Source organism: Providencia sp. PROV109 (assembly GCF_033681625.1).
GTDB lineage: Bacteria > Pseudomonadota > Gammaproteobacteria > Enterobacterales > Enterobacteriaceae > Providencia > Providencia hangzhouensis.
Map to the genome: position 1 here is coordinate 1297014 of NZ_CP096320.1, position 19547 is coordinate 1316560.

At 39.9% G+C, this 19547-nt stretch carries 19 protein-coding genes; 9 read left to right on the plus strand and 10 right to left on the minus strand.

Annotation, left to right across the window (positions count from 1 at the left end; all coding sequences use genetic code 11):
- Window positions 1-24: 24 nt before the first annotated feature.
- Window positions 25-840 carry a tRNA cyclic N6-threonylcarbamoyladenosine(37) synthase TcdA gene (gene tcdA, locus M1F25_RS05910; protein ID WP_112307296.1) on the plus strand — a complete coding sequence of 272 codons (816 nt, stop codon included), beginning with the start codon at window positions 25-27 and terminating at the stop codon, window positions 838-840.
- 41 nt (window positions 841-881) lie between these two features.
- On the opposite strand, the gene csdE is transcribed toward tcdA, so the two are convergent.
- Both csdE and csdA read right to left on the minus strand, forming a co-directional pair.
- A complete protein-coding gene (gene csdE / locus M1F25_RS05915; RefSeq protein WP_094961126.1) occupies window positions 882-1340 on the minus strand; it encodes a cysteine desulfurase sulfur acceptor subunit CsdE in 459 nt (152 codons plus the stop codon).
- An 18-nt stretch (window positions 1341-1358) separates the two neighbouring features.
- Window positions 1359-2564, minus strand: coding sequence for a cysteine desulfurase CsdA (gene csdA / locus M1F25_RS05920; RefSeq protein WP_112307295.1), 1206 nt, complete (start codon window positions 2562-2564; stop codon window positions 1359-1361).
- Between the two features lie 697 nt (window positions 2565-3261).
- Here csdA and M1F25_RS05925 point away from each other — a divergent pair.
- The 3 genes from M1F25_RS05925 to rlmM are packed head-to-tail and all read left to right on the plus strand — an operon-like array spanning window position 3262 to window position 5722.
- Entirely contained in the window at window positions 3262-4203 is a 942-nt protein-coding gene (locus M1F25_RS05925) for a transcriptional regulator GcvA (protein ID WP_004257564.1), read from the plus strand.
- A gap of 27 nt (window positions 4204-4230) precedes the next feature.
- Window positions 4231-4626: a DUF423 domain-containing protein gene (locus M1F25_RS05930; protein ID WP_004908716.1), complete on the plus strand. Its 396-nt coding sequence runs from the start codon at window positions 4231-4233 to the stop codon at window positions 4624-4626.
- Window positions 4619-5722 (plus strand): 23S rRNA (cytidine(2498)-2'-O)-methyltransferase RlmM, encoded by a 1104-nt coding sequence (gene rlmM, locus M1F25_RS05935; RefSeq protein WP_094961128.1) that lies wholly within the window; start codon window positions 4619-4621, stop codon window positions 5720-5722. The genes M1F25_RS05930 and rlmM overlap by 8 nt, the downstream gene beginning before the upstream one ends.
- 59 nt (window positions 5723-5781) lie before the next feature.
- Here rlmM and xni read toward each other — a convergent pair whose 3' ends face one another.
- From xni to queF, 3 genes are all read right to left on the minus strand, one after another.
- The gene (gene xni, locus M1F25_RS05940) at window positions 5782-6537 is read right to left on the minus strand and encodes a flap endonuclease Xni (RefSeq protein ID WP_110591281.1); all 756 of its coding nucleotides are present in this window, start codon (window positions 6535-6537) and stop codon (window positions 5782-5784) included.
- Between the two features lie 18 nt (window positions 6538-6555).
- Window positions 6556-7923, minus strand: coding sequence for a nucleotide 5'-monophosphate nucleosidase PpnN (ppnN, locus tag M1F25_RS05945; RefSeq protein WP_036957994.1), 1368 nt, complete (start codon window positions 7921-7923; stop codon window positions 6556-6558).
- 85 nt (window positions 7924-8008) lie between these two features.
- Window positions 8009-8854, minus strand: coding sequence for an NADPH-dependent 7-cyano-7-deazaguanine reductase QueF (queF, locus tag M1F25_RS05950; protein ID WP_094961131.1), 846 nt, complete (start codon window positions 8852-8854; stop codon window positions 8009-8011).
- 145 nt (window positions 8855-8999) lie between these two features.
- Here queF and syd point away from each other — a divergent pair, with 145 nt between their 5' ends.
- The gene (gene syd / locus M1F25_RS05955; RefSeq protein WP_110591284.1) at window positions 9000-9560 is read left to right on the plus strand and encodes a SecY-interacting protein; all 561 of its coding nucleotides are present in this window, start codon (window positions 9000-9002) and stop codon (window positions 9558-9560) included.
- Between the two features lie 467 nt (window positions 9561-10027).
- Here the strand turns inward: syd and M1F25_RS05960 are convergent, their stop codons facing one another.
- Complete coding sequence (locus M1F25_RS05960) at window positions 10028-10924, minus strand: DUF535 family protein (protein WP_181489463.1); 897 nt, start codon at window positions 10922-10924, stop codon at window positions 10028-10030.
- Between the two features lie 255 nt (window positions 10925-11179).
- Between M1F25_RS05960 and M1F25_RS05965 the strand changes: the two genes are divergently transcribed.
- Genes M1F25_RS05965 through M1F25_RS05975 form a run of 3 tightly spaced genes read left to right on the plus strand, consistent with a single transcriptional unit; the run spans window position 11180 to window position 12755 of the window.
- Entirely contained in the window at window positions 11180-11515 is a 336-nt protein-coding gene (locus tag M1F25_RS05965) for a YqcC family protein (RefSeq protein WP_004257526.1), read from the plus strand.
- Between the two features lie 7 nt (window positions 11516-11522).
- Complete coding sequence (truC, locus tag M1F25_RS05970) at window positions 11523-12281, plus strand: tRNA pseudouridine(65) synthase TruC (protein ID WP_004257524.1); 759 nt, start codon at window positions 11523-11525, stop codon at window positions 12279-12281.
- A gap of 21 nt (window positions 12282-12302) precedes the next feature.
- On the plus strand, window positions 12303-12755 hold the full coding sequence (locus tag M1F25_RS05975; protein ID WP_004257522.1) for a flavodoxin: 453 nt from the start codon (window positions 12303-12305) through the stop codon (window positions 12753-12755).
- Window positions 12756-12838: 83 nt separating this feature from the next.
- Here the strand turns inward: M1F25_RS05975 and M1F25_RS05980 are convergent, their stop codons facing one another.
- The 4 genes from M1F25_RS05980 to map form a co-directional block, all read right to left on the minus strand.
- Complete coding sequence (locus M1F25_RS05980) at window positions 12839-13219, minus strand: DUF3461 family protein (protein WP_004908747.1); 381 nt, start codon at window positions 13217-13219, stop codon at window positions 12839-12841.
- A 419-nt stretch (window positions 13220-13638) separates the two neighbouring features.
- Window positions 13639-14466: a 2,3,4,5-tetrahydropyridine-2,6-dicarboxylate N-succinyltransferase gene (gene dapD, locus M1F25_RS05985; RefSeq protein WP_094961134.1), complete on the minus strand. Its 828-nt coding sequence runs from the start codon at window positions 14464-14466 to the stop codon at window positions 13639-13641.
- Between the two features lie 63 nt (window positions 14467-14529).
- Window positions 14530-17166 carry a bifunctional uridylyltransferase/uridylyl-removing protein GlnD gene (gene glnD, locus M1F25_RS05990; protein WP_144141030.1) on the minus strand — a complete coding sequence of 879 codons (2637 nt, stop codon included), beginning with the start codon at window positions 17164-17166 and terminating at the stop codon, window positions 14530-14532.
- A 109-nt stretch (window positions 17167-17275) separates the two neighbouring features.
- Window positions 17276-18073, minus strand: coding sequence for a type I methionyl aminopeptidase (map, locus tag M1F25_RS05995; protein WP_036957992.1), 798 nt, complete (start codon window positions 18071-18073; stop codon window positions 17276-17278).
- A gap of 652 nt (window positions 18074-18725) precedes the next feature.
- On the opposite strand from map, the gene rpsB reads away from it, so the two are divergent.
- Entirely contained in the window at window positions 18726-19451 is a 726-nt protein-coding gene (rpsB, locus tag M1F25_RS06000) for a 30S ribosomal protein S2 (RefSeq protein ID WP_004257504.1), read from the plus strand.
- The last annotated feature ends 96 nt before the right edge of the window (window positions 19452-19547 follow it).

Consider the following 19547-nt stretch of genomic DNA (forward strand, 5'->3'; position numbering starts at 1 on the left):
TTTTAACTGAGGTTGTTCGTTATTATGCAAGCTAAGCTTTCTGATGCTTGGATGCAGCGTTTTGCTGGGATCGGGCGTTTATATGGGCAACATGCTCTTCATCTTTTTGCACGTTCCCACATTTGTGTCATTGGCGTTGGTGGGGTAGGCGTGTGGGCCGCGGAGGCGCTTGCTCGTTCAGGTATTGGGCATATCACATTAATTGATATGGATGATATTTGTGTGACTAATACCAATCGCCAATTACATGCCATCAAGTCGACAGTTGGGCAACCAAAAGTTGATGTGATGAAAAATCGTATTTTAGAAATTAACCCCGAATGTGTAGTGGATGTTATTGATGATTTTATTACTGTTGATAATGTCGCTCACTACCTTAGCACGGGGTTTGATTATGTCATTGATGCCATTGATAGTGTAAGGCCTAAAGCAGCGTTGTTAGCGTATTGTAGACGCTTTAAAATACCCATTATCACCACAGGTGGGGCTGGTGGACAAATCGACCCAACACAGATTCAAGTGACAGACCTAGCTAAAACGGTTCAAGACCCTTTAGCCGCTAAGTTGCGCGAACGCTTAAAATCCGATTTTAACGTTGTTAAAAATGGCAAAGGAAAGCTCGGGATTGACTGTGTTTTTTCTACTGAACAGCTTGTTTATCCGCAAAGTGATGGCACTGTGTGTGCGGCAAAAAGCACTGCGGATGGCTCTAAGCGTATGGACTGCGCTTCAGGCTTTGGTGCGGTGACTATGGTTACAGCCAGTTTTGGGTTTATTGCTGTCTCACATGCACTTAAAAAGATGATAGCAAAATCACAACGGGAAATGGAACAGCAGTAAAGTGAATGAGGCTATTGCGATAGATAGCCTCATTCAATGAATTACGCAGGTGTCATTTCATTGGCAATATTTTGAATTGCCGTAATGAGTGATTGAATACCATTTTGGCGGGATTCGCTGAGCTGGCTAGGTAAGCCGGTTTGAGCTAATAAGCTATTAAAATCAATTTCCATGATTTCTTTCGCTGTTTTTTGCTCTATTGCCGCTAACAAAATGGTAAATAACCCTTTCACCACTCGGCCTTCACTATCCCCATAAAAATGAAATGTTTCATCATCATTGAGAAGTGCTCCAATCCAAACTCGGTTTTCACAGCCTTTAACCTCTTGAGTTTGCAGCTTTTCATCATCAGACAGCGCCGGCAATTTTCTCGCAAATTGAATTAATAAACGGTATTTATCTTCCCATGCTTTATGTGTGGAAAACTGTTCAACTATTTCTTGAATTTTAATCTCTGTACCGAATGGGTGCGGAGCAAGTTCATGGTTAGTCGAAGTCATTAGGCTTCCTTTATTGATTTATTCATTGAGTATAGAAAGTGAAACGGTGACTGCATCGATAAATTTATCGACGTCTTCCCGGTTGTTGTACGGCATCATTGAGATACGCAAGCAGCCACTGATATTTAATGCATCCATTAATGGTTGGGTGCAATGTTGACCATAGCGTAATGCAATATTTTGTTCGGTCAAGAGGGCACCTAGATCACTATGGTGAATATCTTTGAAGTTAAATGATAGCAAAGGAGAATCAGGCACACTATAGCGAATAAAGCCGGGAAGTGCCGATAGTTTTTTAGTGGCATATTCGATTAGTGAGCAAGTATATGTTTCTGCTAGTGTTAAATTTATTCCTTCCAGCCACTCTAGGGTAGCAGAAAAGGCAATTACCCCTGCAATATTCGGTGTTCCGGCTTCGAATCGTTGTGGAATAGGTGCAAGAGTGAAATCGTCAAATGTGACGTGGGTCAACATTTTCCCTCCACCATGCCAAGGGGTCATTTGCTCTAAAAGTTCTGTTTTGGCGTAGCAAACTCCAAGCCCAGTTGGCCCATATAACTTATGTGCTGAAAATGCATAGAAATCAATATTCAGCTCACTGACATTAATCGGGCTATGAACGACACCTTGTGCGCCATCAACAACGACTAAAGCTCCTACTTGGTGAGCGAGCTGAGTCACCGTTTGTATATCGGGTTGATAGCCAGTTACATTGGACATTTGAGTGATAGCGATGACTTTCGTTTTTTCAGATAATTTAGATTGGAGTACATCAAGACTCAATGTCAGGTTCTTTTCAACCGGCCATTTTATAATTTTTGCGCCAGTTTGCTGTGAAAGCATAATCCAAGGTAATAAATTTGAATGATGTTCTATTTCACTGACAATAATTTCATCGTCAGGTTTTAATGTTGAGCGAAAATAACCTTGTGTAATTAAATTAATTGACTCAGTTGTTCCGCGTGTCCAAATAATATTTTTTTCACTGGAAGCATGAATATATTTTGCAGCACGGATTCGCCCCTGCTCATAATCACGTGTTAATTTCAATGATTCAGATGACTGCCCTCGATATACCGAACTGCCAGACAAGCGATAATAGTCATTAGATGCATTGATCATGGCGATAGGCTTTAATGCTGTTGCCGCACTATCAAAAAATAGTGTTGATGAGTCTATCGCTGGGAAGGCGAGGCGAAATGTGGTGGCGCTAAAATGATCCATGAGTATTTTCTTTTTAGTCAAAATTTCAATGTATTTGATTTTACTGAGTGCAGTGTTAGTTGATTGTACATTTATTAGTACATTTATAGTTATTTTCTGATTAATTTAAACTTATCATTTTTTAATCTAACCATTGAAATATTTTGTTACGTTTGGTATTAATTGTTAGCAATTCTTCTAGATGTGGTTTCAAGATGATTCAGTGTTTTGCGTTGCAATGCAATGCCTTTTGTTTATAAATTTATTTTTTTAAGTACTTAGTAACTAATTTTCAAGATTTATCTTAAATATCTTACTGAAAGTTTTTTCGGTACACTTACAATTATCTATAGTTATTTGTATTTATTAAGTTAAATTGCTTAAGTAAATACCGAAATAGCATTAAAAAAAGAGTAAAAAAAGCACCGCGCGTTGGCGGTGCACTATATAAAATCACTATGGACAGACAGGGTAAATGTACAGGAAGTGAAAAAACAGTAGCTAAAGCTACAAAGGTCTGGTTCAACCAGACAACTTGCAAACACAACATCACAACCACAAAGCCAAAAGTTTCAAAGTAACTAAACTCTGTAACTTTTCGTTCCGGCTTAGGAAGTGTGCATACTATAGGTATTTACTAGCGTATCCTCAAGGGACAAATTATAATGCTTCGGATGAAAAAAACTAATGCATAACAAGATGCCAAGTAGAAGTGATTATGTCTAAAAGATTACCGCCCCTAAATGCACTGAGAGTCTTTGATGCTGCTGCTCGTCATTTAAGTTTTACTAAGGCAGCAGAAGAATTATTTGTAACTCAAGCGGCCGTTAGCCACCAAATGAAAAGTTTGGAAGATTTCCTTGGGCTGAAATTATTCCGTCGGCGCAACCGATCATTGTTATTGACAGAAGAAGGTCAAAGTTATTACCTTGATATTAAAGAGATTTTCTCTTCTTTAAACGAGGCAACGCGTAAGTTACAAGCCAGAAGTGCAAAAGGAGCATTAACGGTTAGTTTATCCCCAAGTTTTGCGATTCAGTGGCTGGTGCCAAGGCTTTCAGGCTTTAACCAGGCCTATCCAGGAATTGATGTGCGGATCCAAGCTGTAGATAGAGAAGAAGATAAATTGGCAGATGACGTTGATGTCGCTATTTTCTACGGTAAAGGTAATTGGCCAGGGCTAAGAACAGATAGGCTTTATGCTGAATATTTAATGCCGGTATGTTCACCATCTTTATTAACTGGAGATAGCCAACTAAAAATTCCTGAAGATTTAGCAAAACATACGTTACTTCACGATTCTTCACGAAGAGACTGGCAAGCATATGTTAAGCAACTAGAGTTACAAAATGTCGTTAATGTACAGCAAGGTCCCATTTTTAGTCATAGTGCGATGGTTATTCAAGCTGCTGTTCATGGTCAGGGAGTTGCACTGACGAATAATGTTATGGCTAAAAATGAAATTGACGCAGGGCGCTTAGTTTGTCCCTTTAGTGAGGTGTTAGTTAGTAAAAATGCATTCTACTTAGTTTGCCAAGAAAATCAGGCAGATTTAGGCAAAATAGCTGCATTTCGCCAATGGATTCTTGGGCAGGCGGCAAGTGAACAAGAGAAATTAGGTTTTATTACGGGTGACCAAGATGTGGCGCTTATTCAGTAATCAAGTATTTAAATAAAAGGTGTTACTGTGAATAGTCGTTTGATGTTAATTTTTGCAGGAATTAGTGGCTTCTTTACTGTTGCTTTTGGAGCTATTGGTTCACATGCGTTATCGTCAATTATGAGTGTCCATCAAATGGACTGGATTGAAATAGGGCTACGTTATCAAATGTTGCATACTGTTGCACTAATGGTGCTAGGGGCAATTTTATTACGTAAAATAATTCTGTGGTTCTATTGGTCAGGTGTGTTTTTCTCTGTTGGGATACTTCTTTTTAGCGGTAGCCTTTATTGTATGGCACTATTGCAGGTAAAATACTTCTCTTATTTTACGCCAATAGGTGGTGTATGTTTCCTAATTGGTTGGCTGTTAGTGGTTATTGGCGCTATGCGTCTAAGGAAATCGGCGTCACGCAATGAGTAATAAAATTGCACTATATTGCCGTCCAGGCTTTGAAAAAGAATGTGCAGCAGAAATTACAGATAAAGCAGGGCAAAAAGAAATTTATGGTTTTGCCCGCGTAAAAGAAAACAGTGGTTATGTTATTTTTGAGTGCTACCAAGCAGAAGATGCGGACAAACTCGCACGAACGTTGCCTTTTCGAGAATTAATTTTTGCTCGTCAAATGATTGTAATAGGGGATTTACTTAAGGATTTACCGCCTGAAGACCGTATTACCCCGATTGTAAATGCATTGAGTCAGCAAGTTGTGCGGGCAGGAGATCTCCGTGTTGAAGTTGCTGATACCAATGAATCGAAAGAACTCTTGAAGTTTTGCCGCAAGTTTACGGTACCTTTACGTAATGCATTACGTAAAGAAAAAATCTTATTGCCAATCGAAAACTTTAAGCGACCCGTTATTCATGTGTTCTTTATTGCCCCTGGTTGCTGCTATACCGGGTATTCGTATACCAATAATAGTTCAAATTTCTATATGGGGATCCCAAGGTTAAAATTCCCATCAGATGCACCGAGCCGTTCAACCTTAAAACTTGAGGAAGCTTTCCACGTCTTCATTCCTTATGAAGAATGGGAAGAACGTCTAGCTAGTGGGATGAAAGCTGTCGATCTTGGAGCATGCCCAGGGGGATGGACTTATCAATTAGTGAAACGCAGTATGATGGTGGATGCTGTAGATAACGGTCCAATGGCGGAAAGCCTTATGGATACAGGGCAAGTTAAGCATCACCGTGAAGATGGTTTTAAATTTAAGCCTACTTCCCATAATATTACTTGGTTAGTCTGCGATATGGTTGAAAAACCAGCTAAAGTTGCTGCGCTAATGACTGATTGGCTTGCTCAAGGTTGGTGCCGAGAGGCCATTTTTAACTTAAAATTGCCGATGAAAAAGCGCTATGAAGAAGTTTCACATATCTTAGAAAAGATGAAAGCACAGCTTAAAGAGCAAGGCGTTAATGTGTTGATTCAAGCGAAACAGCTTTATCATGACCGCGAAGAAGTAACTGTACATGTGATGAGGATATGGTCGGCAAATCCAATGGCACGTGAGTATTATTAATTTATAGAATCAGTTAATAAAAAAGCCACTTCATCATTAAGTGGCTTTTCTGTTTTCTATTAGTTGGGTGCATAACGCAACTGATTCAGATTCCCTCGTATCGGGATATCGGTTCTTAAAGTCGCAATATCTCGGCAAATCAATGCAATTTCCTGCTGATTGATGAGCTTTTTCTGCCATTTCTCTTCAAGGTTATCTAAATTGGCAAATATATTTTCAATAGAGTGATATTGTTGCAATAGTGTCGTGGCACTTTTAGGACCAATCCCTGCAACACCGGGAACTTTACTACTACTGATCCCTGCAAGCCCCCAATAATCAGGAAGTTGATTAGGAGAAACGCCAAATTCCTTTTCGATAAAAGGGATATCTAGCCAGCGCTTTTGAAAATAATCGCGAATTCTTAAGTTAGGGGAAAGTAGTTGGCAGTAACCTTTGTCTGTGGATACGATGGTAACTGTGTGCCCCGATCCCGCAATGCGTGTTGCTAAGGTAGCGGCTAAATCATCGGCTTCATCCCCTTCAGACTGCCAGCAGTGAACCCCTTTTTCTTTAAATAAGGCTATTAGGGTGGGGAGTTCAGCATGCAGATCTTCAGGCATAGGTTGTCGCCCCGCTTTATAATCGGGGAGTTTTTCATGGCGCCAGCTTTGGTGACGTCCTTCTTCATCAAACACTGCAACAATGTGCGTGGCATCAGTATGGGCGATCAACTGCGATATTGCAGATAAACAAGTTTCTCCACACGGGCTTCCTTGCACCGCGTGGATACGGCGTATTAAGTTTAATGCATCAATAATTAATAAGTGGATCATAAATACGCCAACATTTACTTATTTCACGATTTCATAGCAAGGTTCGTATGCCGTACCACCCGGTAATTTCATACGATGTTGCTCAACGAAGCCTTGTAATAACACATCCATACGCTTCATTAGCTCACTATCGCCGTGAATTTTGAATGGCCCATGTTTTTCGATGGCTTTCATACCAAATTCCTTCACGTTACCAGCCACAATACCGGAGAAAGCGCGGCGTAAATCTGAAGCCAGTTTCTCAGGTGCTTGCCCTGGGTGGAGGTTCAGTGATGCCATATTTTCATGCGTTGGTTCGAATGGATGTTGTAAATCGTGAGCAATTTTAATTGACCAGTTGAAGCTATAGGCATCACCTGTGCTACGGCGATTTTCTTTAACTTGTGGCATGCTGCGTTTCATTACACGAGCGACTTCTTGAGCATCATCAATAATAATTTGGTAATGCTTACTGGCTTCATCACCTAAAGTGTGTCGAATAAAGTCGTCTAATACTTCAAAGTATTCCGCACTTTCTTTTGGGCCCGTTAAAATCAGTGGTAGAACTTGTTCACTGTTGGCTGGGTCCATTAAAATACCCAATAAATACAGTAACTCTTCGGCGGTACCGACACCTCCTGGGAAAATAATAATCCCATGACCTAATCGAACGAATGCCTCTAAACGTTTTTCGATATCAGGCATAATGATGAGTTCGTTCACTAATGGGTTTGGTGGCTCAGCGGCGATAATTGAAGGCTCAGTTAAGCCGATAAAACGGCTATTTTTGTATTGTTGTTGTGCATGGCCAACTGCTGCACCTTTCATCGGTGCTTCCATGGCACCCGGGCCACAGCCTGTACAGATATTTAGCTCACGCAACCCAAGCTCATTACCTACCTTACGGCCATATTGGTACTCAATTTCATTAATTGAGTGGCCGCCCCAGCAAACAATCATACTCGGGTCTTCATCGATATGCAGGGCACGGGCATTACGCAAGATAGAGAAAATCATATTGGTAATATGTGTGCCATTTTCGAGGTCTAAATTAAATTGTTCTTTGGCATGGGTAATTTGCGCATGGACGAATAGAATGTCACGCAATACGGCAAATAGGTTTGCTTGTAAGGTGCGAATAATTTTACCATCAACAAAAGCTTTTTCTGGTGGGTCGATAAGTTCAAGCTTAACGCCACGCTCACGGCGTAATACATTGATATCAAAATCTTTACTTTTTTCTAATAGCTCTTTACTGCTATCAGTTAAGCTGCCTGAATGCAAAACGGCTAAAGAACAATTTCGAAATAATTGGTACAAATCGCTACTGGCCGTGCGTTTTAGCATATCAACTTCAAGTTGAGAGAGTAGATCCATAGATCCTAATGGACTGATATGAGTAATCAAGTAGTACTCCTTTACCCCATGGGTTCTTGATATGTGAATTGTACTGCAAATGTATTAATTACACTTACTTTTCAACTATATATACTTATTGTCGTGATAAACGACCTAGTTCTGGCGTAAATTCTTCATTACTACGCCATGGGTTTATATCAAGCCCTCCACGGCGAGTATAGCGTGCATAAACACTTAATTTTTCAGGTTTACACAATTGCATAATATCAGTGAAAATGCGTTCAACGCATTGTTCGTGAAACTCATTATGATGGCGAAATGAGACCAAGTAGCGTAATAAGGCTTCACGATCAATTTTGGGTCCACAATAGTGGATCTGCACAGAGCCCCAGTCAGGTTGGTTGGTAATTAAACAGTTTGATTTTAATAAATGGCTCACTAACGTTTCGTCAACAACTTGTTGTTGGGTGCTATTCGCCAAATAATCTCGATTAAACTCATAATTATCAATATCAATCTCTTGTTCATCAATACATTCGCCAAGTAATGGCTGGATAGGTTGATGAGCAAAGTGCTCTAATTTATGAAGTGTAACGCTTACTTGGCCATTAGCACAGCGGCTTAAATCATTTTGCAAAGCGCTTCGCACATTTTCCCAAGTTTCAAAACGTGTTTGGTTAAAACTATTTAGGTAAAGCTTAAAGCTCTTAGATTCAATTAAGTTTTCGCTATTTGCATCAACACTAATCGAGCCGATTGCTACTTGGGGAACACCGCGCTGATTTAGCCATGAAAGCTCATACATTGTCCAAATGTCAGCACCGTGAAATGGAAGTGCTTTAGCGTGAATGGCTAAAGGGTCACGATTTAAGCTACGAGGGACAGCTTGTAATAATGTGGCATCATACTGATCATGATAATCCGTTTTCTTTCCAAGAGTTAAATTATTAAGTGCGGGATTATTCTGGTAGTGTGACATATAGGTCCTTATACTTCATAAACTGAAAATGAGGCTAATAGGTAAAATTGGGATATTTTCTTCGTCTGTGAACTTCTGTCATAATACCATTTATCGACAACATTGACGCCTTTCTCTTTAAATTGACGACAAAAAACACATAATTATGAATACTTCACATTCTGCCGCACTACATAATTTTACTCAGAAATATATTTCACAATGGCACCAACAAACGGGGTTACCTCCCGCCTCAACAGACTTATATGGTATTCCATCGCCATGTATTGTCCGCACAGGTGAAAACTGGGTTTACTGGGAACCTCAACCATTTCCAATAAAGGATGCGAGCTTAGATAAAGTTGCGACAGCATTGGAGATTAATTTACAAGGTGATATCCATGCTTTTTATACTGCACAGCTTGCTGGCGATATGAAAGCCACATTTCGTGATATTACGTTGAGTTTAGTACAGGTGTGGAATGAAGATGATTTCATCCGTTTGCAAGAAAATTTAATTGGTCATTTAGTGACTCAAAAGCGTTTAAAACTATCACCCACGCTATTCATTGCAACGTTGGAATCAGAGATTGAAATGATATCAATGTGTAATCTCACGGGGGAAATTATATTAGAAAAATTTGGTAGTCAGGAAAGGCGTGTACTTTCTTCGAATTTAACAAGTTTTCTCGATGAGCTAGTGGTTGTTGTTGAGCCTCAGGGGTAAGTGTTTTTAAGCGGGTTTGTGTAAGTAAATGCCTACAATTAAGCTAAGTAATTTCTTAAAAAATGTTCTTTATATTGTAATGATAATTATTTAACTTTTAATTTCATGGCGTTACTATCTGGTTTGTACTTTTTGCGTATTTTTACCGTGTTATTGTTTATTTTGCTAGGTTGTTTCATTAATAGATTTAATGCATTCTTATCGCACTGGACAGGGTAAACTCGTTTAGCTTTTTATACCTTCATGTGAGGTGTAAAAATTTTTTAAAACAAGGCGATGGAACGCGATTAGGTGATAAATCTATAAATTTGTTTTAATCAACAGGATGTTGAATGACGGGAAGTCATTTGCAGGATGCGTAAATTTTAAAGTATGAGCCAGTCAGCTTCGGTTGACTGGCTTTTTTAGTTAATACCTATTGTAGCGGGGTGATTTAAAAAAATTAAAGGTACTTTAATTTATTTAAATCAATGTTCTAATCTAATTGAATTTTTAGTTAGCGAAGCAATAATACCTTGGGTCATGGAATCGCGTAGCGCTTCTCGGCGGCGAAATTCAGCACGACGCTGGCTTTTCACTGACTCTATATCTCGTACAGGTTCTTGAATAGGTAATTGGAACCAACCATCAGGTGTTTTCGTGGCACCGCATTCTTGCCAAAACGTATCATAGCTTGATTTCAAATGCTGGCTCTTAATATGACACTGGTTTGAAATTCCTAATATTGATTTTACATCAAAGAAGGCTGCTACTGCATAAACCGCTGACATTAATAAATTTTTGGGCCTCATACCGTGCATTTGCTTAGTTATCAACCTAACTTGATCGACACTTTGTTCAGTGGAAGGGCCTTGCAAAGAGCACACGTACAATTGTCCTTCTGGGCCGAAGGAAAAACTCATTAAATAAATATCGTCACCGGTCTCATTTCTCAAGTGTAAAGTGAGGTCGCCTTCTCGAGGGTATTGAGAGTAAATCAATGTTAATTGAGCAAGCTCTCCTGATTTTAATTCAATGTTTGCCACGAGAAGCCCTTCTCGCTTAGCAGAAAACATAGCTTCAATAGCTTCGGGCTTGAATGTACTTTCAATTAAATTGAGCGTGTAGCTGGCGGTTGATAGTTTTTGTTTTCCGCTCCAGCTTTTATGTAGATACTTATTTATAGGGCGTTCGATAAAATGAGGAACGCCTTCAATGACTGAAGAAAATTGCGCACTACGGTAGTTTTGGCACATAACTTGATAATGCTGATATTGTGACGAAGGTAGCTTTGAAATACGTATTTTTCTTTTTAATTCAATATAGTTAGAGTTTAAAGCTTTCCAGACTTTATTTTCCTTACGCCACTGTTTTAGTCGTCCCATAGATAAACCATTTTGTTGTTAATTATTCTGTAAGTACTAAATTGATAAAACATTTAATCTTACATGTGCTATCTGCAACAAAACATAAACGAATCTTATTAAATGAGTTGTTCGATTAATAGCTACGATAATAATTATTATCAATATGCAAAATAAATAAACTTGTATTTGCTAAGGCTTAACCCCATGTATCCGACAGAATTATGATAGAAAATACCGTATATTTGCTGCAGCCATCACTAAATGAGTTTAAGTATGAATATTGAACAACGTATTATTGAGAAACTTCGTCACTTAGAAGAGGAAATGAAATTAAAATCTCTTTGGAATGAACAGCCACCTTCCCCCGAGGCTTTTAACAGCGTAGAGCCTTTTTGTATTGATACGATGGAGGCTATAGAGTGGCTGCAGTGGATTTTAATACCTCGTCTACAAATGTTAATTGAACAAGGGGCTACGCTGCCAACTAATTTTGCGGTCGCTCCTTATTTTGAAGAAGCGTATAAGCATGATGAAGAAGAACAATATACTCTACTTATCAATTATTTGCGTGAGTTAGATGGTTTTTTCTCCACCAAGACCTGCGGGTAATTTATTGATGCTGGAAATTATTTATCACGATGAATATATGGTAGCGGTTAATAAGCCTGCTGGTATGTTAGTGCATCGCAGTTGGCTGGACAGTAAAGAAACCGTATTTGTGATGCAGACACTACGTGACCAAATTGGCCAGTATGTTTACCCCATTCATCGCCTCGATAGGCCGACATCAGGTATATTACTATTTGCGTTATCGAGCGACGTCGCAAGGCTGTTATCGGCTCAATTTGAAAACCATCAGTTAGAAAAAGTGTATCACGCTGTCGTTCGCGGTTATTTAACCGAAGAGCAAACCATCGATTACCCGCTATTAGAAGAGTTAGATAAAATTGCGGATAAACATGCATCACGTGAACCTGTTTTACAGGAATGCGTTACCCACTGTAAACCGATAGCGACAGTTGAATGCGCTATTGCGATTGGGCGATATGAAACATCAAGATTTAGTTTAGTTGAGTTAAAACCTGAAACTGGCCGTAAACATCAATTGAGAAGGCATATGTCTCATCTTCGTCACCCTATTATTGGTGATAGCAAGCATGGAGACTTACGCCAAAACCGAGGGGTGAATACGCATTTTTCAGTGTCTCGCCTGATGTTACATGCCAGCTTATTAAATTTAAATCACCCAATAACAAAAGAAAATATATCGTTAGTGGCTACGTGGGATACACAATGGTTATCATTAATTGAGCAATTTGGATGGTCAGATACAGTTGCAAAATTAGGGATAAACGTTATTAACTCATCAAGTTAACTATGAAATAGAGGGAATGTTATGTCAAAAATAGGCATTTTTGTTGGAACTGTCTATGGTAACTCTTTAGCTGTTGCGGAAACGGCACAAGAAATTTTAGAGCAGCAAGGGCATGAAGTGGTTGTTTTTGATGAGCCCACCTTGAGCGATTGGCAACTTTATAATTCAGGTAATGAAATTGCACTTATTGTGACTTCGTCTACAGGGCAAGGGGATATACCTGACACCATCGCTCCGTTATATAGTGAAATCAAAGATGTTGTCGGTTATCAACCTGATTTACGTTACGGAATAATTGCTTTAGGTGATAGCAGTTATGAAAGTTTTTGTGGCGCAGGTATTCGTTTCGATGAACTGTTAGCTGAACAATCAGCGACCCGTATTGGCGATATTTTATTTATTGATGCAATTGAGGTGGATGTTCCTGAGGAGTTTGCTAAGCCTTGGGTTGAAGCATGGGCGGAGCTGCTTTAAATGTCTGCACCGTAGTATTACCTATATTAATGATAAATATTGGCAGTGCTACGGCGCAGTAAATTAATCATTTCACCTGTAAATTATTTACGGGTCAATTTTTCTAGATCTGCTTCAATTTCTGCGATCTTATTTGAAACCACATGTTCAAGATGGCGTAAGTCATCGAGAATTTTGTGTTTTAAATCAATGTCAGTTTGATCTGTTTGGCAAATTTGATCTAGTTCTTCAATGGCGTAACGTAGGTTAGTGTTAATTTCATTAATTTCTTTGAAATTATTATTACCATCCGCAATAGTTTTACGCTGGCGTGGGTATTTAAATTTTACGCTTTTAGCGAAAAACTCCCCTTTATCTTTGCGAAAATAAATTTTTAAAATGTCATTATTCGCTTCTTGGCGTAAGGTGTAGCGGTCAATATCTTGAGGGTTACTGATGCCTAAACTTTTCAAATTATCGTACATGTTAGCTCGCTTTACTGTAGAGACAGAGTCGGTGAACAAAGTGATAGTGTGAGCAGGCCGTAACAATATCGGTCTATTTCTCGTTAATAAGCTATCTATCCCATTCGTTTGGGTGATAGATATAATGATGTTATTACACAAACAGCATCATTATAATGAAAAATAAAATAATACAGTTTTATTAGAGGTAAACGGCAAAAGCCACGGACATATTATGCGCGATTTGTAGAAATTGACAAACTTCTCTTTGCAATTAATGCGCTAATATTAAAAGGTAACACTGATATGGCCACCCGAGTTGCATACGGGGGTATGCGATTCGGGATAGCTTTAGTTTTTTAACCTAATTACAGTGGCTCACTATAAAAGTTTATTATAAAAACCAGTAACAGGTTTGGCGTGAGATTTTAGGCGTTTAATTACTCATCAATCGTTCTTAATAATTCATTAATACCCACTTTACCGCGAGTTTTCTCATCAACTTTTTTTACAATGACGGCGCAATACAGGCTGTAGCGACCATCTTTAGATGGCAAATTACCTGAAACAACTACGGAGCCAGCAGGGACTCGGCCGTAATGAATTTCACCTGTTTCACGGTCATAGATTTTGGTGCTTTGCCCCAGATAAACCCCCATTGAAATAACGGAACCCTCTTCAACAATCACCCCTTCGACCACTTCAGAACGAGCACCAATAAAGCAGTTGTCTTCAATAATTGTTGGGCTAGCTTGCAATGGCTCTAATACGCCACCGATCCCTACACCACCAGATAAATGCACGTTTTTACCAATCTGTGCACATGAACCAACGGTTGCCCATGTATCTACCATTGTGCCTTCATCGACGTAAGCACCAATATTGACATATGACGGCATTAATACGCTATTTTTAGCGATATAAGCGCCTTTACGAACAGCGGCAGGAGGAACAACTCGGAAGCCTTCTTTTTCGAAGCGAGCTTGGTCATAATCCGCAAATTTCATTGGAACTTTATCGAAATAACGGCTTTCTGCACCGTCAATCACTTGGTTATCTTGAATGCGAAATGATAACAAAACAGCTTTTTTCAGCCATTGATGGGTAACCCAAACACCGGCAATTTTCTCAGCTACACGTAGTTCTCCGCTATCGAGTAATGCAATGGTATCTAACACGGCTTGTTTTACTGAGTTTGATACCGTATTTGGTGTGATACTGGCTCGCTCTTCGAACGCTTGTTCAATGATCGCTTGTAAATGCTGCATTGATTGTATTTTCCTCTTGAATGTTATAAAAAGTGAACGTTCACCATAAAAATGTGATGGACGCTATATTTTATCCTTCGATTTTAGGGCCTCTGTCAACCTTTCTGATAACTCTTGTTGCATATTTTTAGTCAACGCTTTGTGTTCCTTATCAGCTAAAACAAAGAAATCTTCCACTTTTTCGCCAATTGTCGTGATGCGTGCGCCATATAGAGAAATTTCCATTTGAGCAAAAATATGACCGATGCGAGCCAATAAACCTGGTTGATCTAAGGCGAACAGTTCCATATAGGTGCGACGGTCGTTGGTGGAATGTAGAAAATTGACTTTTGTTGGCACGGTAAAGTGACGTAATTTTGACGGCAGAGTACGTGGCTTAGGCAGTGATATTTCTGGTTGCTGAACGGCTAATAACAACATTTTTCGGATGTGGTCGTATCTGTCTTTGGACAGAGGACTACCGTTAGGCTCAAGAACGACGAAGGTATCCATGGCCATATTGTCTTTGTTAGTAAAAATTTGAGCACTGTGAATGCTTAAATTTCGCCGATCCAATTCGCTGGCGACAGCGGCAAATAAATGGGGTTTATCATGGCACCAAATAAAAATTTCTGTTCCGCCATGTTTAGGTTGTGTGCTGATTAATACCAAAGGCTGGCTCAAGTCGTGGGCTAGTAAGTGCTTAGCATGCCATGCTAATTGGGATGGCGTATGACGTAAAAAATAATCGGCATGGCAGCGGGACCATAACCCCTGCAGTTTTTCTTCATCAATTGATGATTGGCGTAGTAATGATAAAGCTTGATAACGATGATGACGAATGCGTTCGCGTAAGTCAGGGGTGCTCTGCATGCCTTGATTTAATTGATGCTCTGTAGATAAAAAAAGTTCACGAATTAAACTTTGTTTCCAGCTATTCCACAGTGTGCTATTTGTCGCGCAAATGTCTGCAACCGTTAAACACATCAAGTAGTTAAGCCGTGAAACAGTTTTAACTTCCCCTGCAAATTGTTTAATGACATCGGGGTCTTGAATATCACGCCGTTGAGCTGTCACCGACATCAATAAGTGGTTTTTAACCAACCATGAAGCTAATTCAGCTTCTTTGACAGAAAAATCATGCAGTAAGGCAAAATCATAAACAAAATCAGAGCCAAGGTCGGAATGATCTCCTGATCGGCCTTTAGCTATATCGTGAAAAATGGCAGCTAATCGTAAAAGTTCAGGTTGCAATAATTTGGGATAAACACTGACACACAGTGGATGATCACGACGATTTTCTTCTAACGTAAAGCTATCAATTTTTTGCAGTACGCGAATAGTGTGTTCATCAACGGTATATGCATGAAATAGGTCGAACTGCATTTGACCAACGATATTGCTCCAGAGTGGGGTATAAGCGCTCAGTACACTATGAAGGTGCATTGGGACAAATGCACCTTTGATGGCGCGAGGGTGGCGTAGAATTTTGATAAACAGTTTTCGGGCTTCAGGGATTTCACATAATGGCACTGAAAGGTTGCGCCGCGCATAACGTAGTTGCCGTAAAGTAGTGGAATAGATCCCTGTAATATTTGGGTAGCGAGCCATTTGGTAAAACATTTTTAAAATAGCGGCTGGCTGCTTGATAAATAACTCTTCATCAATAACGTCAATCAATGATCCGCGTAATTGGAATAGAGAATCAATAGGACGGGGCTTTTCGTTGGGGTTAAGCGTTAAAATAGCTTCATCAAATAACTGCAATAGCATTTGATTGAGTTCCCGAACACGGCGAGTGACGCGATAAAAATCTTTCATCATTCGTTCAACGGGTTGGTTTTTTTCGCCTTCATAACCCAGTAACCGAGCCACACTAAACTGGCGGTCAAATAGCAGGCGATTATCATGACGTTTCACCACTAAATGGAGCGCAAAGCGAATTTTCCATAAAAATATTAGGCACTCTTTGAGTTCTTGGCGCTCTTCTTCAGTGAGAAAACCAAAACCTACCATTTCATCGACGGTGGTTGCACCAAAATGACGCCGCCCGACCCATAGTAAGGTATGGATATCCCGTAATCCCCCAGGGCTACTTTTAATATCGGGTTCTAAATTATAGCTAGTGCTATGGTAGCGTTGATGGCGTTCTTGTTGTTCTTCAATTTTTGCAGCAAAAAAGACCGCGGAAGGCCAAAAATCATCGCTAAAAATAGTTTTTTGTAATTGTAAAAACAGGGCGACATCACCACAAATTAACCGTGATTCAATGAGATTAGTTGCGGTGGTTAGGTCTGCATTTCCGGCTTCAATGCATTCAGCGAGGGAACGGACGCTGTGGCCGATATCAAACCGCAAATCCCATAATAGAGTGATAAATTGCCCAATTTCGTTAGCGATGTGTTCTGGAAGCGGTTTTTTACTTAAAACTAAAATATCAATGTCAGAAAGTGGATGTAGTTCATGGCGCCCGTAACCCCCAACGGCGATTAGTGACATATCAGGCTGCTTATCAAATTGAAAGGATTGCCATAATCGAGTGAGTAACGCATCAAGGTAATCACTTCGCAAGTGAATAAGGTCGACAACATCTTTACCTTGGTTGAAAGCCTCTTCCAGCCACTGATCGAAATCATCGACATGTTGTCTTAATAAATTAAGTTCAAGGTCATGAGTACTAAATTGATTAGGGGGGAGGTAGGAAGCTGAATTTACAGTCATCTTTATCTTTCCGTATTGATAGCAATAGGGGGGTAGCTACCAGCTTACGGTTTTTTGATAAAAATGAACAGAGGAAGAGCCTTCGGTTAGGAAGGCTCAATGGAGAAGATTATTCGTTAACTAATACTGCAGAGATAAACGGCTCTTCTTCTTTACGTAGAGTGAGGATTTCACAGCCGTTATCCGTCACAACTAACGTGTGTTCATATTGTGCAGACCAACCGCGGTCTTTGGTTTTAACTGTCCAGCCATCTTTCATGGTGCGAATACGGTGATCGCCTGTATTGACCATAGGCTCAATGGTAAAAGTCATCCCTTTTTGTAGAACCACGCCACTGTCGTCAGCATCATAGTGCAGAACTTGTGGTTCTTCATGGAAACCTTGGCCAATGCCGTGGCCGCAATATTCACGCACAACTGAGAAATCTTGTTTTTCGACAAATTCTTGAATGGCTTTACCCAAAGTACGTAAGCGAATACCCGGTTTAACCATCCGGATTGCTAAATATAAGCTGTCTAGTGTGACTTGGCAAAGGCGCTCACCTTGAATAGTTGGTTTACCAACAATAAACATTTTGGAGGTATCGCCATGGAAACCATCTTTAATAACGGTGACGTCAATATTAACAATATCGCCATCTTTTAAGATTTTATCATCACTAGGAATGCCGTGGCAGATGACATCATTGACAGAAATACAAACAGATTTAGGAAAACCGTGATAATTCAGGCACGCAGGGATAGCTTGCTGTACGTCAACAATATGTTGATGACATAGGCGATCCAATTCACCCGTACTAACACCCGGCACAACGTGCGGAGCAATCATTTCTAACACTTCTGCTGCTAAGCGGCCAGCAACACGCATTTTCTGAATATCTTCTTCAGTTTTGATAATAATAGCCATGAATTTAGTCCATTCATGCCAACATTGAATTTGATGGCATGTTAAAAAAGAGGGGGAAAATAGGTAGCCCATTTTACATCGATGAGATATATGGTAACAGCCACCGCATTTTCTGCCAACTAGCTATCGAGCGGACTCGAAAGTCGAAGTCACTTTATAGTAGATAAGGAAAGGAGTGGAGCTTGTTCATTTTGAGCTTTTAACAGCACAAAATGCAAAAAAATAGTAACGAAGGCCATCTAGACGATATTGCAAAAATAAGGTTTTTTTATCTTGCCAAATAGCGTCTATAATTGACCTGAGCAATGGTTAAATATTGCTCAGGTCAATGGCTTTAAATCAAAACCACTTTTAGGCATTTTTGTGAGCGAAAAAAGCAACAAAAGTTGGCTTCTAGGTTGGTTTTATGGTATAAAGCGCGCCGGCAATCCATTTATTTCTTATCACCATCATCGAAATGTCATTTTATGGCATCAAGATAAAGTCGTTGATAAAATATTGGATGTGCGAAACTTAAAACTCAATTGTGTAATAACACACACAAATCGACACGTGCACCGGGGTGCTCTTATGCGTTTTAACGCAGCTTTGGAGTCGGTAGCATGGGATTTGTGGAGGCATAACCCCAATTACTTAAATACAGAGGTATTAAATGGCAACTGTTTCCATGCGCGATATGTTACAAGCAGGCGTACACTTTGGTCACCAGACTCGTTACTGGAACCCAAAAATGAAACCTTTCATTTTCGGTGCGCGTAACAAAGTTCATATCATCAACCTGGAAAAAACTGTTCCAATGTTCAACGAAGCTCTGGCTGAGTTGACTAAAATTGCTTCTCGTAAAGGCAAAATTCTGTTTGTCGGTACTAAACGTGCTGCAAGCGAAGCCGTTCAAGAAGCTGCTAACAGCTGTGATCAGTATTTCGTTAACCACCGCTGGTTAGGCGGAATGTTGACTAACTGGAAAACCGTTCGTCAGTCAATCAAACGTCTGAAAGATTTAGAAGTTCAATCACAAGACGGTACTTTCGACAAACTGACTAAGAAAGAAGCGCTGATGCGTACTCGTGAACTTGGTAAGTTAGAAAACAGCTTAGGCGGTATCAAAGATATGGGCGGTTTACCTGACGCTCTGTTCGTTATCGATGCAGACCACGAACACATTGCTATTAAAGAAGCAAACAACCTGGGTATCCCAGTATTTGCTATCGTTGATACTAACTCTGATCCAGACGGTATCGACTTCGTTATCCCTGGTAACGATGATGCAATCCGTGCAATCAAACTGTATCTGGGCGCTGTAGCAAGCACCGTTCGTGAAGGTCGTTCACAAGATCTGGCTGTTCAAGCAGAAGAAAGCTTAGTAGAAGCTGAGTAATAAGGCCCAAACCCTTATTTAGGTATTGCTATACAGGTACTGCTATATGTTAGAAGGGGCCTGATTTAGGCCCCTTTTATATATGAATCAGAACTA